The organism is Pseudocitrobacter sp. CD920760 (genome assembly GCF_057782505.1).
Map to the genome: position 1 here is coordinate 2,910,934 of NZ_CM173490.1, position 15,945 is coordinate 2,926,878.

The window sequence follows — 15,945 nt, forward strand, 5'->3', positions numbered from 1 at the left end:
TATGCGTTCGTAGCTCAGTTGGTTAGAGCACCACCTTGACATGGTGGGGGTCGTTGGTTCGAGTCCAATCGAACGCACCATTCTCGTTTTATCTCCCCTCTTTTTTCTTACTCTTTATCTTCTGCTCCTCATCTGTTTTGAATAAATAAAAAGCACCATGAGTAATGAACAACAATTTGCCCATTACCCACGATGCCTTCAATAATATTCAGCGATAAGTAATCTGTAATACCTGTAAATCAGGGTTGTCCGCAACGTTATACACTTGTGCCGTCGCGAGATGCTGCATCATCGTAAATTGTGCACCCTGACGTAAAGATTGCGTTTCGCGCTGCTGCTTTCCATCACGGAAACAGGAGACGTGAACCACATCACGCTCAGGATTGACGCGGCAGGCTTCTTCAACAATCGAGCCGCGGAAGTGAATTACCCCTGAATTAGCGTTCGCCAATACCGGGCATGCAAAGAGAGCGGCCATCAGGCCATACTGAAGAGTACGTTTCATCCGTGTATACCTCACGTCCTGTGAGAAAGTCCTGTGACGCGGTGGACGAAGCCCATCAATCATTGATAAGCGTTTATTTCAACCATCCCACATCACATCCAAATAAGCCGAGAATGATTTAAGAATTTTCTCAAGCTCAGAATTAATGTAGCGTGATTTTTTACGGCTGAAAATAGTATTACCCGCGATATCTTCTATCGATAATCAAAAATGAGATGTCGCGCAAGTCTACGTCGTAGAGCTCATACTCAAATTATTTGCGACCTGATGATTTTCCAATCGATCGATGTAACTCATTGATTCTCTTCATTGAACGAATAGTGCGCTGCGATGTGGTTGATGCCACGCTCAGCACCAGCATTTCAAGGCAAACCATCACCGCGCCATGCAGCGGCACGCGTCCATTTTCACCGCGCGGAACCTCGATCACCACCTGAGACAGTTCGCTGAATCGTGATTCCGTCGCCTGGGTCAACAAAATAACCGGAATTCCCAAACGCTTCGCCTCGCCAAGCGCGGTTAGTCCTTCCCGGTGCGGCGACTTCTGTCCCATCATGATCAGCACATCACCGCGCTGCATAGAGATAAGCTGTTCCGCCAGGCTGAAGCCGGTACGGTTAAGCACATAAGACGGTAAACCAATGCGGCTGAATAAGCGCGCGGTGTATTCCGAAAGGATCCCGGATGCGCCAATACCAAATAATCCGACCTGACGCGCCTCACTCAGCAGCGCGACGGCCTGGGCGATAGCGACACGGTTGTGTGGGCTTGCCAGCATTTCACAGGCGCGCTGGTGCCCTTCCAGCACAAAGTCGATGCTGGAATGTACGTCGCTGGTTAATTCGCTGACCGTCGAGACCATTTTCTCCGACGAGGTAATGGTGGGGCCAAACCAGTGTGCCATCGTTTGTTTTAAATCACGCAGCCCGGCAAACCCCAGAGCCTGGATCGCGCGCACCACGGTCGCATCTGATGTGTTCGTGGCGTGGGCGATTTCCATCGCCGTGTGGTCGAGCACCGCTTCTCGATTGTCATCAATCCACTGCACGACAGCCAACAGGCGCGGGGAAAGCTGCGCGCTACGGTGGCGCAATCGTTCGCCAAACAGATCGACCCGGCGTTTATCCTTGCGTTGCGGCATCCGTGTCATTTTGCGTCTCCTGGCACTGGCCGCCCGGCGATATGCGATTGTACCTGGGCCACCATCAGACTCAGCGCGGCAAAGGAGTTGGAAATCACCTCTTCACGCGGCAGCAGAATGTAGCGCCCGGTACGGCAGGCCCGCATAAAATCACACCAGCCCGGCATCACTTTTTCCATTGCCTGTCGCTCATCCTGCGGTTTGCCGCCCGTGTCTGAACGGTATGTTGCAAAGATAAAGTCCGCATCAAGATCGGGTAGTTGTTCCGCGCTGACGTCGATACGCTGCCCGTCAGGAATCGCATCAATCAGCGGCGGAAAGCGGAACCCGGCATCGCGTAACACGCGTCCCAGCGTGTGATAGCTATGATGCACGGTGACTTTGCCATTATTGGCCTGAATCACCGAAACCGTGATTTTCTGCGTATCTATCGTCTGTTTAAGCTGCGCGATTTGCGCCTGATAGCGATGTTCCAGTACAGCAAGGCGCGCCTGAGTGCCGGTGAGCTGCGCCAGTTTGCTGTAGATACGCGGCGCACTGCCGAGCAGATGATCGATACTGACCGTCGGCGCGATTTTCGCCAGTTGCTCCACCGGCACATTCCGGTTCGGTTCAGTAATAATCAGATCGGGCTTTGCCGCGGCAATCGCTTCTAAATCGATATCAGCCGTGCCAATAAATGCGATGTCGCTGTTATCAAAGTCGATGCCGGTGAGCTGCGCACTGGAGCGCAAATAGTGGCTGCCATCCGGGCGCGTTCGACCGTGGCTGGCAATCGGCGGCGCACCCAGCTCGATCAACGGGATCGTGATATCCAGATCGTGAAGAGAGACGATTCGCTGCGGATGCACGGGTACCTGCACGACACGCCCGAGATCGTCGGTAAACGGTTGAGTTTGCGCACCTGCCGATGCCACCACGCCTGCCAGCATGAGTAATAACCAACGCATGATTCAGTCCTTATAAAACGTCGCGACGACGCCATAACAGCAAAATGAAGAAGGGACAGCCAAACAGAGAAATCACAATGCCTGCCGGAATTTGTAAGGGAGCAAAAGCCAGCCGTCCAACCGTGTCGGTCACCAGTACCAACAGAGCACCGATCAGCGCGCTGCCACTCAGCAACGCCACCTGCCCGCCGCGCAACCAGAATCGCGCCATATGCGGGGCCATAAGCCCCACAAATCCCAGGCTGCCGACGCAGGAAACGCTCGCCGAGGTCAGCAGGACGGGTGCCAAAAACCGCAGCCAGGTTAAGCGCGTAATATTCACGCCTAGCCCGTTAGCAACCTGATTGCCCAGCAGCGCCACATCTGCCGCCCGGGCGGTGAGATAAAGAATGATCATCGCAGGCAGCGCCCAGACCAGCGCCACCAGCAGCAGCGGCCAGGTCGCGGCGTGCAAACTTCCGGCAAGCCAGGTCATCGCCGTTTGCACATCGCGAATATCTGCCGTGGTGATAAAAATGCCCATCGCCGCCGACAGCGCCCAGGAGACACCAATGCCGACCAGAATAAAACGCGGTCGTGAGAGATCCCTTGCCAGCACCATCACCAACAGCGCAATCAGCAGCCCGCCTGCCATCCCGGCGAGTGGACGCCAGACCAGCCCCACGGACGGAAACAGTAAAATCAGCGTGAGCACCACCACGCTGGTCCCCTCTTTGACGCCAATTAAACCGGGGTCGGCAAGACCATTGCGGGTAATAGATTGCATCGCCGCCCCCGCCATACCGAGCATGCCTCCGCACAGAACCGCCATCAGCAGGCGCGGTAGACGGATATCCCGCACGATGGTCATCTGCTGCGCGTCGAGCACGTCGGGCATAAAAAGCGCCTTGCCAATAGCGCTGGCGGGAATAGGTAACGACCCGCGCGTGACGCCAAAGAGAATTAACATCACGATGATTGCCGCCAGTGTCGCCGCAATTTTTAACGCTCGCGGGCGAATCAGCCTCTGGAATACGCCCAGTGATAATCGACGAAAGCCCGCGCGTGCAATGACGTGATTCATTTGAAAAACCTCACGGCAATCAGGATAAACAGCGGTGCGCCAACCAACGCGGTCATTACGCCCGTCGCCAGTTCCTGCGGCGCCAGCAGCCAGCGGGCAAAGATATCGGCAATCAGCAACAGCGCGGCGCCCACCGGCATTGCCAGCAGTAAGCCGCTGCGCAGGTTGTGTCCGGCCAGATAATGCACAATATGCGGCACCACCAGGCCGATAAAGCCAATGGGTCCGGCGACCGTCACCGCGCCGCCGCACAGCAGCGCAATAGCGACAACCGACAACGCACGTGTGCGCGTCACATTCACGCCCAGCCCGCGGGCAACGTTATCGCCGAGCGCCAGTTGAGAGATACGCGAAGCCAGCAGCATAGCCATGAGCAGGCCTGTTGCCATGGGGATCACGGCAATGCGAAGCACGCCCTGGCTCACGCCCGCCAGATCGCCCGCAAGCCAGGTGCGCATGGCCTGTAACGTTTGTTCATCGAGGATCAGAATCGCCGCGCTTACCGCTGATGCAAATGCGGACAGCGCCACACCGCAAAGGGTGATTTTCATCGCCGTCGGGCCACTGCGCCCGGCGCTGGCGGTGAACATCACCAGCGCGAATAATCCACCCGCGCCGCAGGCCGCCACCAGCGGTTGCATTACGCCCCAGTGCGCCGAAGAAACACCCAACGCCGAGCAGATCACCACCGCCAGCGTAGCACCGGCATTCAGCCCAAGAATATGCGGCTCGCCCAGCGGATTGCGGATAATCGTTTGCAGAAGCATCCCGGCGACGCCCAGCGCCGCGCCGGTAAGCAGCGCGGCGATAAGACGCGTCAATCGCAGGCTGACAATAATGCGATGGTCAAAATTGCGCGGATCGTAATTCAGCAGCGCCTCTACCACCGTGCGTGGGGAAATGGTCCGTGCCCCTAAGCCAAGATGGATTACCGCACTCGCCACGAGCACCAGCGTTAGAGGCACAACCGCCAGCGTTGCACGACGCAAAGAAGGGTGTCGGGCGATCGACGAAGCCGCCATCATGCGTGGTCCGCCACTGCGCGAAACGGCATAAACCACGGTTTGCCATTCTGCGGGTTTATCATCATCTCGACGTCCACATCAAACACATGGCGGATCAGCTCCGGCGTACAGCGCGTAAGGTCGTCCAGCACCTCAACGATTCGGCCCTGTTTCATCAGCACCAGCGTATCGGCGTAGTTGACCGCGAAATTGAGGTCGTGCAGAACGGTGACCACGGTGCGGCCATGATCGCGGGTTAAGCGTTGCAGAAGTTGCAGGATCTCCACCTGATAACGCAGATCGAGCCACGCCGTCGGTTCATCAAGCAGAATGGTCGGTGTCTGCTGCGCCAGCGCCATCGCTATCCAGCAGCGTTGACGCTGCCCGCCAGAGAGACTCTCAACGGGTAAGTGCGCCAGAGCAGCGGTGCCCGTCAGGGCCAGCGCGTCTGTCACCGCGCGTTCATCATCATCAGACCATTGGCGAATCAGCCCCTGCCAGGGAAAACGTCCCCTTGAGACCAGTTCAAAAACGGTTAATCCTTCCGGCGTGATCGGCGACTGCGGCAAAATACCCATCTGTCGGGCGACCTGTTTAGTGGGCTGTTGATGAATGTCGCGCCCGTTCAGGTGTACGCTTCCACCCTGCGGTTTTAACGTCCGCGCGATGGTCGATAACAGCGTCGATTTTCCCGACCCGTTAGCGCCGATCAGAACAGTGAGTTTCCCGGCAGGAAGCGTAAGGTTGATGTCATTGACGATACGCTGGCTGCCATAGCCCGCGCATAACGATTTCAGCACAATGCCTTGTTCGGCGTGCGGTGATTGCCGTTGTGGCATGGTTTAACTCTCCGGCCACTGCGGCCTGGCTTCAAATTGGAATAAATCTCATTCTCTTTTGATCATGCAGCGTCGTAATGTAGTAGTCAATAGCGCTACATCTTCAGCTCGCTTTACGGCTACATCGTGTACACAATGCCGGTCAGAAAGTCAGTAATACATTATTTATCAGGTATATATTTTCTTTTCACTCCAATTACCGCCGCCAATTTCGGTGCGAATCACGCCCCTCTTTTTTTATTACCATAATCATTTACTACTACATTCCCGCATGATTGAATGATTCTCAATTACAAACCTGAGCGCATCTCACGATCGCAAACAGGTATGCCATGCAATACCGGGCAATGACTTTTCGTGATTTTGAGCTGCCAGATACGGCAGCTTTTTTATGGGAAAACAGACAGATGACACACTTAACCCCGACGTTCACGGGAAAAAATGGCTACGCGCTTTTTTCACTGATCTTCCTTGGCGTGACAACCGCCCCTTCCGTCAGCGCGGCCACTGCCGAACAGAAGCCGACGGAAGAGACGATGACGGTCGACGCAAGCGTCGCGCAGGCCGATAAAAACGTGACCGACGGCTATCAACCACTGAGCACCTCTACCGCCACACTCACATCGATGCCGATGCTGGATATTCCGCAGGTCGTGAATACGGTCAGCGATCAGGTACTCACCGATCAGCATGCCACTACGCTTGATGAAGCGTTATATAACGTCGCCAACGTGGTGCAAACCAATACTCTCGGCGGGACGCAGGATGCGTTTACCCGTCGAGGCTTCGGCGCCAACCGCGACGGTTCGATAATGACCAACGGCCTGCGTACCGTGTTGCCCCGCAGCTTCAACGCCGCCACGTCACGCGTGGAAGTGCTGAAAGGCCCCTCCTCTACGCTGTACGGAATTCTCGACCCTGGCGGGTTGATTAACGTCGTGACCAAACGCCCGGAACAACAATTTGCAGGCGAGATGTCTGCCACCTCCAGCAGCTTTGGCGGCGGTACCGGGCAGCTTGATGTGACCGGTCCGATTGAAGGCACGCGGCTGGCTTATCGGTTAATTGGCGAATATCAGCACGAAGATTACTGGCGTAATTTTGGCAAGGAACAGAGCAGCTTTATCGCCCCTTCCCTGACCTGGTTTGGCGACGATGCGACGGTTAACGTGTCGTACTCGCACCGCAACTATCGCACGCCGTTCGATCGCGGCACCATTTTTGACCTCGATACCGGGCACGCGGTGAAGGTTTCGCGCAAGGAGCGTTTCGATGAGCCTTACAATGAAACCAACGGTGAGTCGGATCTGGCGCAACTGAATGCCGAGTATCGCCTCAACCCCGAATGGACGGCGCGTTTTGATTACAGTTTCAGCCAGGATAAATATGACGACAACCAGGCGCGCGTGACGGCCTATGACTCCGCCACCGGCGATCTGACGCGCCGCGTCGATGCCACGCAGGGATCAACCCAGCGGATGCACAGCACGCGGGCAGATCTTCAGGGCAATATTGTGATTGGTGGTTTCTATAACGAGCTTTTGACCGGCGTAGCGTATGAAAATTACGATCTGCTGCGTACGGACATGATTCGCTGTAAGAATGTAAAAGGATTCAATATCTACAACCCGGTATATGGGACGGTAGGAAAATGTACCACCGTTTCTGAATCCGACAGCGATCAGCGCATCAAACAGGAGAGCTACGCGACCTACGTTCAGGACGCGTTATATCTGACTGATAAATGGATTGCCGTGGCGGGCGCGCGTTACCAGTACTACACGCAATATGCCGGGAAAGGTCGTCCGTTTAACGTTAATACCGACAGCCACGATGAAAAACTGACGCCGAAATTTGGCCTGGTGTATAAGCTATCGCCCTCGGTATCACTGTTCGGCAACGTGTCGCAGGCCTTTATGCCGCAGTCATCCATCGCCAGCTATATCGGTAACCTGCCGCCGGAAGAGTCAACTGCCTATGAACTGGGTGCGAAATTCGATCTGTTCGATGGCGTGACCGCCAACATCGCGCTGTTTGATATTCATAAGAAAAACGTGCTCTATACCGAAGACGTGGGTGACGAAACTGTTGCTAAAACCGCAGGCAAGGTGCGCTCGCGCGGTGTCGAAGTGGATGTTGCAGGTTCACTAACGGAAAACCTCAACGTGATTGCCAGCTATGGCTACACGGATGCGAAAGTGCTGGAAGACCCGGACTATGCAGGTAAACCACTGCCAAACGTGCCGCGCCACACCGGTTCGCTGTTCCTGACCTATGACTTCAACAACGTTATCGACAGCAATACGCTGACCGTCGGCGGTGGCGGCCATGCGGTGAGCCGCCGCAGCGGCACCAACGGCGCGGATTATTACCTGCCGGGCTATGCGGTAGCCGATGTTTTCGCGGCGTACAAAATGAAGCTGAAATATCCGGTCACCTTGCAGGTTAATGTTAAAAATCTGTTTGATAAAACGTACTACACCTCTTCCATCGCCACGAACAATCTGGGCAACCAGATTGGCGATCCGCGAGAAGTGCAGTTCACGGTCAAAATGGCGTTCTGAACCGTCTGGCAGCCCTTGCGGCAAGGGCTGCCTCATACGAAATATTTACACATACTTGCAATCGCCCTTCACTTCCCGACACTTCCAGCAATCATAATATCCGTTTATGTTTTAGCGACTTGTTAACTGGATGAACATGATGAGTAAACAAAGACGTTTTACGCGCTGGGCAATGGGCATCGCGCTTGCCGCAACCGTTGCGTGGAGCCTGCCCGTTTCCGCCAATACCTGGCCGCTGCCAACCAACGGTAGCCGTCTCGTCGGCGAAAACCGCTATCACGTGGTTGAAAATGACGGCGGCTCGCTGGAGGCAATCGCTAAAAAGTATAACGTCGGTTTCCTGGCGTTATTGCAGGCAAACCCTGGCGTAGACCCGTACGTTCCGCGTGCAGGCAGCGTGCTGACCATTCCACTGCAAACGCTTTTACCGGACGTGCCGCGTGAAGGTATCGTCATCAATCTGGCGGAATTGCGCCTCTATTACTACGCACCAGGAAGCAACAAGGTAACCGTCTATCCTATCGGCATTGGCCAGTTAGGCGGGGATACGGTAACGCCAACCATGGTGACCACTGTATCGGACAAACGTGCCAACCCGACCTGGACACCCACGGCAAACATTCGCGCGCGCTATAAAGCACAGGGCATTATTTTGCCTGCGGTGATGCCCGCCGGTCCGGATAACCCGATGGGCCATCACGCCATTCGCTTAGCAGCTCAGGGCGGCGTTTATCTGCTGCACGGAACGAACGCCGACTTCGGTATCGGCATGCGCGTTAGCTCCGGCTGTATTCGCCTGCGTGACGGTGATATCCGCAGCTTGTTTGAGAAAGTGACGCCGGGCACCAAAGTGAATATCATCAACACGCCGATTAAAGCCTCGGTTGAACCGGGGGGCGTACATCTGGTTGAAGTTCACCAGCCACTGTCGAAACATATCGATGATGACCCGAAAACGCAGCCTATTGTGCTGAATGAGACGATGAGTGCGTTTAAAGAGAAGGCACAGACGAATACGGATGTGATGAACTATGCGATGGAGCTGCGCTCCGGCATGCCGGTTGACGTCACCCGCCATCACGTTGCGCAAGAGCAGTCGATGTAACGCTGATTCCAGACAGGCAAAAGCCCTGAGTGATGCGATCACTCAGGGCTTTTTTTATGGCAGTGGCTTATTTAAAACGGCATTAATGAGGGAGTTAATGCTTATTTATAAATAACAGCCGTACCGTGCAGGTTGTTCGGACCACTTACGGAAGTGATACGGAACGATTTAGCGCCCATTTCGTCTGCTTTCTGAGACAGCTGATCTTCCAGGGAAGCCAGGTTCGGGCCTGCTGATGCCGCGATGGTACCGACTTTATGCTGATCCGCCGGGGTAGATTGAACTTCAACCGCAGCGAAACTTGCGAATGACAGAGAACTCAGAACAGCGGCGAGAGCCAGAGTTTTTACGTTTTTCATGATTATGACCTATGCAGATGAACTATGATGTAGAGCAAACTTTATTAACTTAACGATCGATAAGGTAATGATAATGAGATCTGGATCACTCGTCAACATGATTTTTATAACGATCATTTAAATAATTAAAATCAGCCTATTTTTCATACCCATATGAATTATTTATTTTTGGGAATTCACCGCTGGCAGCCTGAAGCGATTATTTTTATAATGAGCGTTCACTAAAACCGAAAGAGGTACAACGGCACTATGACAACTGAGACGCAAAGTTGCGCTAAAAAGGGCCGTGGTCGACCAAAAGTATTTGACCGGGAAGCAGCGCTGGATAAAGCAATGACGCTTTTCTGGCAGCATGGCTACGAAGCCACGTCACTCTCCGATCTCGTAGAGGCCACGGGCGCAAAAGCACCTACCCTGTATGCAGAATTCGTGAATAAAGAGGGGCTCTTCCGCGCCGTTCTCGATCACTACATCGCTCACTTCGCCGCAAAACATGAAGCGAAGCTCTGTTGTGATGACAAGTGTGTGGATGAGGCGCTGAAAGATTACTTCACCGCTGTCGCGACCTGCTACACCAGTAAAGACACTCCGGCGGGCTGCTTTATGATTAACACGTCCGCCGCGCTGGCGGCGTCGTCAAAAGAGATAGCCAAAACCATTAAATCCCGCCACGCCGTTCAGGAACAAACCCTGCGCGAGTTTTTACAGCATCGTCAGGAGAAAGGTGAAATTCCGGCCGGGAAAGATGTAAATGAGCTGGCGCTGTTCTTAAGCTGTGTATTGCAGGGTATGTCGATTAGCGCGCGCGAAGGCGCGAGCTTTGACACGTTGATGCAGATTACCCGCACGACGCTGGGTCTGTGGCCGCATATGTTGGGTGAGTGATTTTCTGGCAATAGGATAACGGTTGAGACGGGGAGCGATGGTATGTGAAGAACTCCCCGTTACACAGCATCAAGTGACATTGGCTGATAATTATCAGGTCCAATCCGTTTGTCTTTATCTGGTGGTTCTTTTTCTTCATTAAATTGCTCCTTTAACGCCAAAACAGTCGCAAAATTAAGTCGTTCACAAAATTTTTGATTAGCTATTTTACACTGACTGGAAGAGAGAAATTGAAGTTTTTCAAGGTCTTCCTTATCCGTATAAGTGCTAATATGACTAAGGATATAATCCGCTAAAGGTGGTCTGGCTTTAATTAGAGGCGATAACTCCTCAAGTCTGTACCATTCATCAACCAGCAGTCTCGCAATTCGGTCTGACGTTCCTTCGAGGATGTAACCATCATCACAATTGCGATAACGTGTATAGAAATCGTCTACGGCTCGCCAGGATGTTAGCGTGTCCATCGCGATGTCGGCTTTATCAAAGATTTGCGAGGGACATAACGCCGCATTAGGGGAGAACGCAGAGAGTGTTAAGATGAAAAATAATGTATTCATTTGTTATGGCATCCTCATCAGCATTTCTTTAAGTCTGATGTTTAAAATTAAGTCATCATTACAGTCCAATGGTGATAAATCATTAAGTGCTGGTATCTTCCTCTCTATCCATTTAAGATAATAATATTTCCCAACCTTGCCATAAATAACACTGGATAATGCCAAATCGCCATTGAACTCATTTGATAATTTTACCACATCCTCTAAGCCCTGATACTTTTCATATAATTTTGACAATGCTGCCCAGTCATTATCACCAGAATAATATTGCTCAAGACCACTCATTACCCCCCCTATCAATTCTGTTTTAATTGTGCAAAAAAACATACTTCTGATGATCTTGCCATGGTATCACATTCAGCATGATGAATTCATTAACGCATTCTCTTCTGAGGGCTGTTTATTTATTATTTAAAGAATTCATCTTTAATCCTGAAAAATAAAATAAATAAAAACCCCACATTAAACATCAATTTGTATCCTTTAGAAACAACCCCTTTGTTGTTAATAAAACCGCCAAGAAATGACTTGCTTACATTCTGTTGATTATAGCTTTGATGGAAGGATGCCACATTATCGACGCCGGAATCAATAATTGAGAACGCGAAGAAATATAAAAAAATATAAGCCGCAACCCAGCCACTCACTTCTGACCACACTTGAAGTTCTGCATCTTGTAGCCACACACTGACTTGCATAAACAAGAGACACCCAATTAAACCCCAAAACATTCTACATATTCTGTGGGTATTATTTTGATCCATTATATTACCTTCGCTAGCCTCAGTTGCTGGATACGAAATAACCTTACTGAACAGTCGTGTCTGCACGCCAGTTACTTAACACAGGGGGCTTCTGCTACCGCCCCCCCTGACGCCACCACGCGGCATTCTGCGTGTCTGTATTCTACAAAAAGGCCATCATCTCCGGTGTGATTCTTCCACGTCCCACGCATATTTCGGAATCCATAAAGATGCCCTTACCCATCCTGTGCACAAAAAAAAGCCCCTCAGCCTGAGCGAATGAGGGGCTAAAACAACATTAACGCTATTTTTACGTTTTGTTAGTCAGGACCAATTGGCCATTATTATCCAGCGGAATTTGCGTTCCCGGATCTTTATCCATACGGATTTTCCCCTGCTGGTCGCCAATTTTATACGTCACGTCATACCCAAGCATTTTCTCGGATTTGTCATACACGGTTTTGCAGCGTTTCTGAGTGCTGGTGTAGGTATCATTATCCTGCATCGAGCCCTGGATCTGATTTCCGGCGTAGCCGCCGCCTAATGCCCCGACCACCGTGGCAACGTCTTTCCCGCGCCCACCGCCAAACTGGTGACCAATCACGCCGCCAGCGACAGCGCCGAGCACGGAACCGGTGATACGGTTTTCATCCTGTACCGGACGGCGATGGGTCACGGCCACATTGCGGCACTCTTCGCGCGGGGTTTTCACGGTTTCCTTAATAGGCTTAGCCGAAATCACCTGCGCGTACTGCGGGCCACGGTCGAACACGTTCAGGCTGGCGACTGCCGCCACGCCAAGCGCGGCTGCGACGCCAATCCCTATACCCGCCAACATCGATTTATTCACGGGAGATCCTCCTTTGTTGCTGATAGTAACAATTCTGCAACTTGACGAGGGGGTTAGCAAATGAGAAAGCGGATGAAAAGTGCGAGATAAAACCACAAACCAGCGTGATTCAGAGGAGTCTTAGCGGGAATTACCGTTAGTCATCGAACAATCTGCTGAAAACGGCCCGACTGAGCGTCGGGCCGGAATATTATATTAGTGCAGTTTCAGGCGCGGGCGGATAACGCGGTTGATACTGCCGACCAGCATCATCAGGCCGGTTTTGATGTAGCCGTGCAGCGCAATCTGGTGCATACGGTATAGCGAGATATACACCATACGCGCAATGCGACCTTCAACCATCATCGAACCGCGCATCAGGTTGCCCATCAGGCTGCCGACCGTCGAGTAGTTCGAAAGTGAAACCAGCGAGCCGTGATCTTTATAAGAATACGGTTTCAGCTCTTTGCCCTTCATCTGCGCCAGAATGTTATTCAGGGCGCAGGTTGCCATCTGGTGCGCAGCCTGAGCGCGCGGCGGCACAAAACCACCTTCCGGACGCGCGCAGGACGCACAGTCACCAATTGCAAAAATGTCTGCATCTCGCGTGGTCTGCAACGTCGGCTCAACCACCAGCTGGTTGATACGGTTGGTTTCCAGGCCGCCAATCTCTTTCATAAAGTCTGGCGCTTTGATGCCTGCTGCCCACACCATCAGGTCGGCCTGAATATATTCGCCGTCTTTGGTATGCAGGCCACCTTCATCAGCGCTGGTGACCATGGTCTGCGTCAGGACGCGTACGCCCATTTTGGTCAGCTCGTTGTGAGCGGCGCCGGAAATACGCGGCGGCAGCGCAGGCAGAATACGTTCGCCCGCTTCCACCAGCGTAACGTTCAACGCGTCGTTGGTCAGGCCTTTGTAGCCGTAGCTGTGCAGCTGTTTCACCGCGTTGTGCAGTTCAGCAGAAAGCTCGACGCCCGTTGCCCCGCCGCCAACGATGGCGATGTTGACTTTACCGTTCGCGCCCAGGTTCGCTGAATATTTCAGGAACAGATTCAGCATCTCCTGGTGGAAACGACGCGCCTGATGCGGGTTATCGAGGAAGATGCAGTGCTCTTTCACGCCCGGCGTGTTGAAGTCGTTGGAGGTGCTGCCCAGCGCCATCACCAGTGTGTCATAAGCCAGCTTACGTTCCGGCACCAGCAGGTCGCCCTTCTCATCACGCAATTCGGCGATGGTAATCGTTTTCGCTTCGCGGTTGATATCCATCACTGAACCCAACTGGAACTGGAAGTGATGGTTACGCGCGTGCGCCAGGTAGCTCAGCGCATCCACGCCTTCATCCAGCGAACCGGTTGCCACTTCGTGCAGCAGCGGCTTCCACAGATGGCTGTGGTTGCGGTCCACCAGCGTAATTTTCGCTTTTTTGCTCCGGCCAAGCTTTCTACCCAGTTGAGTAGCCAGTTCCAGGCCGCCAGCGCCACCACCCACAATAACGATTCTTTTGATTGGTGTAGTCACGTGACCCCCTTAAAAATTATTAACCAATTGTTAATTAAAAGTTATTAAAATAGCTCTTATCTAACAACAAGTTACTATCCCGAAACCATTCAGCAGCAAGAAGAATAACATGAACGGTGCATTGGTCATACCAAATTTGATGTGTATCAAGTTTTACCGCGCAGAAGTTAAGCAACTTTAGCGTTTCATGGGATTTTTGCGGATAAGGGGAGTAAAAAAACGAGGGGGATTTAACATTTCACGCCCCAGAACGGGGCGTGAAAAAACGGCTCAGCCTAAGGTTTTAAAGGCTTTGATACGTTGCAGATGTGGCGAGATACTTTTGAATTTATGCCCCTGAACGTCATCCCAAATAATTTCATAAAAGTGATGCAGTTCCTGTGCCGAACGCTGGCTGTCGAGCGCTTCATCCTTCCGGGAAAGGATCGCCAGGCAGCGGTCGCGGTTTTTCTCGCGGAAGTTGTTCACACACTTGGTGGCAATATCGACATACTCTTCCGGGCGGTCAATCTTCCCGTCCATGTTCTCGTTGGGGAACAGGTTCGGGTTAAAGATAACCTGACGCACATCGCATAAAAAGCCGATGCGTTCCGCCCAGTAGCCGCCGAGCCCCACGCCGCAAATCAGCGGGCGATCGTCAACGTTGAGCTGCAACATTTTATCCACTTCTTTCAGCAGATGCTGCATGTCATGTTTTGGATGCAGCGTACTGTAGCTAATCAACCGCACATCCGGGTCGATAAACTGAAGCTGCAACACTTTTTCATGGTTGCCTGGGCTGTTCGAGTCAAAACCGTGTAAATAGATAATCATTTGATCCTCACCACAACTCCCTTGTCGGGAGGGTTAATGGCCTGCCTTCACGTCCTGCCAGCGTTCGTGGAGCTGTTCCAGTTGCGCACTGACTGTCTTCCAGCGGGCGGAATCCCTTAACGCCTGACGTGTAAATGAACCTTTATGATACAATTTCGTAACACGCTCGGCATTGATCGGCGACAGGTTATCAAGAACGCTGACCGCACCTTTACGATTATTGCAGACCAGGATCATATCGCAACCCGCATCCAGCGATGCCTGGCCGCGCTCGGCATAGCTGCCCATAATCGCCGCGCCTTCCATCGACAAATCGTCAGAGAAAATCACGCCATCGAAGCCTAACTCACCGCGCAGCACGGTTTTCAGCCAGTGCGGCGAACCGCTTGCCGGGCGCGGGTCTACGTCGCTGTAGATGACGTGCGCAGGCATAATGGCATCGAGTTTATTTTCCGTAATCAGCGTCTGGAACACGGCCATATCTTTTGCGCGAATGTCGGCTTCGCGACGCGGATCGCGCGGCGTCTCTTTATGCGAATCGGCGGTGACCGCCCCGTGACCGGGGAAGTGTTTACCGGTAGTTTTCATACCGGCGCTGTGCATGCCGTCGATAAAGTGACGCGCCATCGCCAGCGCTTTTTGCGGATCCGCATGATAGGCGCGCTCGCCAATTGCAGCGCTGATATGCCCGACATCCAGCACCGGAGCGAAGCTGATATCAATATCCATGGCGATCATTTCGCTGGCCATCAGCCAACCGGCCTCAACCGCCAGGCGTCCGCCCTCTTCCTCGCCGAGTACGGCGGCAAAAGATTGTGCGGCAGGCAGGCGAGTAAAGCCTTCACGGAAACGCTGCACCCGGCCACCTTCCTGATCGACCGCCACCACCAGATGATTGCGCGACGCCTCGCGGATCTGGCGCACCAGTTCGCGCAGCTGCGCCGGATCATGATAGTTACGGGTAAATAAAATCAGGCCGCCCACCAGCGGATGCGCCAGAATCTCGCGCTCTTCCGCATCCAGCTCGTAGCCTTCCACATCCAACATTACCGGACCCACACTGACCT

General features: G+C 53.0%; 17 protein-coding genes and 1 tRNA gene. 4 read left to right on the top strand and 14 right to left on the bottom strand.

Annotation, left to right across the window (positions count from 1 at the left end):
- Positions 1–3 precede the first annotated feature (3 nt).
- Positions 4–80: transfer RNA gene (locus AC1MKH_RS13620), tRNA-Val, on the top strand.
- Between the two features lie 128 nt (positions 81–208).
- On the opposite strand, the gene AC1MKH_RS13625 is transcribed toward AC1MKH_RS13620, so the two are convergent.
- The 6 genes from AC1MKH_RS13625 to AC1MKH_RS13650 form a co-directional block, all read right to left on the bottom strand.
- Entirely contained in the window at positions 209–505 is a 297-nt protein-coding gene (locus tag AC1MKH_RS13625; protein WP_276220047.1) for a fimbrial protein, read from the bottom strand.
- Positions 506–758: 253 nt separating this feature from the next.
- Entirely contained in the window at positions 759–1,655 is an 897-nt protein-coding gene (locus AC1MKH_RS13630; protein ID WP_276220046.1) for a MurR/RpiR family transcriptional regulator, read from the bottom strand.
- On the bottom strand, positions 1,652–2,596 hold the full coding sequence (locus AC1MKH_RS13635) for an iron-siderophore ABC transporter substrate-binding protein (RefSeq protein WP_276220045.1): 945 nt from the start codon (positions 2,594–2,596) through the stop codon (positions 1,652–1,654). The genes AC1MKH_RS13630 and AC1MKH_RS13635 overlap by 4 nt, the downstream gene beginning before the upstream one ends.
- A 10-nt stretch (positions 2,597–2,606) precedes the next feature.
- A complete protein-coding gene (locus tag AC1MKH_RS13640) occupies positions 2,607–3,659 on the bottom strand; it encodes a FecCD family ABC transporter permease (protein ID WP_276220044.1) in 1,053 nt (350 codons plus the stop codon).
- Positions 3,656–4,681 (bottom strand): FecCD family ABC transporter permease, encoded by a 1,026-nt coding sequence (locus AC1MKH_RS13645; protein ID WP_442961925.1) that lies wholly within the window; start codon positions 4,679–4,681, stop codon positions 3,656–3,658. Before AC1MKH_RS13645 ends, AC1MKH_RS13640 begins: the two co-directional genes overlap by 4 nt.
- Entirely contained in the window at positions 4,681–5,502 is an 822-nt protein-coding gene (locus AC1MKH_RS13650; protein ID WP_276220042.1) for an ABC transporter ATP-binding protein, read from the bottom strand. Before AC1MKH_RS13650 ends, AC1MKH_RS13645 begins: the two co-directional genes overlap by 1 nt.
- Before the next feature lie 407 nt (positions 5,503–5,909).
- On the opposite strand from AC1MKH_RS13650, the gene AC1MKH_RS13655 reads away from it, so the two are divergent.
- The gene (locus AC1MKH_RS13655) at positions 5,910–8,066 is read left to right on the top strand and encodes a TonB-dependent siderophore receptor (RefSeq protein WP_276220041.1); all 2,157 of its coding nucleotides are present in this window, start codon (positions 5,910–5,912) and stop codon (positions 8,064–8,066) included.
- Between the two features lie 139 nt (positions 8,067–8,205).
- Positions 8,206–9,171 carry a L,D-transpeptidase LdtC gene (gene ldtC / locus AC1MKH_RS13660; protein WP_276220125.1) on the top strand — a complete coding sequence of 322 codons (966 nt, stop codon included), beginning with the start codon at positions 8,206–8,208 and terminating at the stop codon, positions 9,169–9,171.
- A gap of 101 nt (positions 9,172–9,272) precedes the next feature.
- On the opposite strand, the gene bhsA is transcribed toward ldtC, so the two are convergent.
- Positions 9,273–9,530 carry a multiple stress resistance protein BhsA gene (bhsA, locus tag AC1MKH_RS13665; protein ID WP_015964235.1) on the bottom strand — a complete coding sequence of 86 codons (258 nt, stop codon included), beginning with the start codon at positions 9,528–9,530 and terminating at the stop codon, positions 9,273–9,275.
- 249 nt (positions 9,531–9,779) lie between these two features.
- Here bhsA and AC1MKH_RS13670 point away from each other — a divergent pair, with 249 nt between their 5' ends.
- Positions 9,780–10,415, top strand: coding sequence for a TetR/AcrR family transcriptional regulator (locus tag AC1MKH_RS13670; RefSeq protein WP_253898410.1), 636 nt, complete (start codon positions 9,780–9,782; stop codon positions 10,413–10,415).
- Positions 10,416–10,474: 59 nt separating this feature from the next.
- Here the strand turns inward: AC1MKH_RS13670 and AC1MKH_RS13675 are convergent, their stop codons facing one another.
- From AC1MKH_RS13675 to nagZ, 7 genes are all read right to left on the bottom strand, one after another.
- Complete coding sequence (locus AC1MKH_RS13675) at positions 10,475–10,972, bottom strand: hypothetical protein (protein ID WP_276220040.1); 498 nt, start codon at positions 10,970–10,972, stop codon at positions 10,475–10,477.
- Between the two features lie 3 nt (positions 10,973–10,975).
- Positions 10,976–11,257: a hypothetical protein gene (locus AC1MKH_RS13680; protein ID WP_276220039.1), complete on the bottom strand. Its 282-nt coding sequence runs from the start codon at positions 11,255–11,257 to the stop codon at positions 10,976–10,978.
- Between the two features lie 122 nt (positions 11,258–11,379).
- Positions 11,380–11,736: a hypothetical protein gene (locus tag AC1MKH_RS13685; RefSeq protein WP_276220038.1), complete on the bottom strand. Its 357-nt coding sequence runs from the start codon at positions 11,734–11,736 to the stop codon at positions 11,380–11,382.
- Positions 11,737–12,025: 289 nt separating this feature from the next.
- The gene (locus AC1MKH_RS13690; protein WP_015964230.1) at positions 12,026–12,565 is read right to left on the bottom strand and encodes a glycine zipper 2TM domain-containing protein; all 540 of its coding nucleotides are present in this window, start codon (positions 12,563–12,565) and stop codon (positions 12,026–12,028) included.
- Positions 12,566–12,760: 195 nt separating this feature from the next.
- Positions 12,761–14,065 (bottom strand): NAD(P)/FAD-dependent oxidoreductase, encoded by a 1,305-nt coding sequence (locus AC1MKH_RS13695; RefSeq protein WP_015964229.1) that lies wholly within the window; start codon positions 14,063–14,065, stop codon positions 12,761–12,763.
- 270 nt (positions 14,066–14,335) lie between these two features.
- Positions 14,336–14,878, bottom strand: coding sequence for an alpha/beta hydrolase YcfP (ycfP, locus tag AC1MKH_RS13700; protein WP_149462650.1), 543 nt, complete (start codon positions 14,876–14,878; stop codon positions 14,336–14,338).
- Positions 14,879–14,911: 33 nt separating this feature from the next.
- Positions 14,912–15,937, bottom strand: a complete 1,026-nt coding sequence (gene nagZ, locus AC1MKH_RS13705; RefSeq protein WP_276220124.1) for a beta-N-acetylhexosaminidase — start codon at positions 15,935–15,937, stop codon at positions 14,912–14,914.
- Between the last annotated feature and the right edge of the window lie 8 nt (positions 15,938–15,945).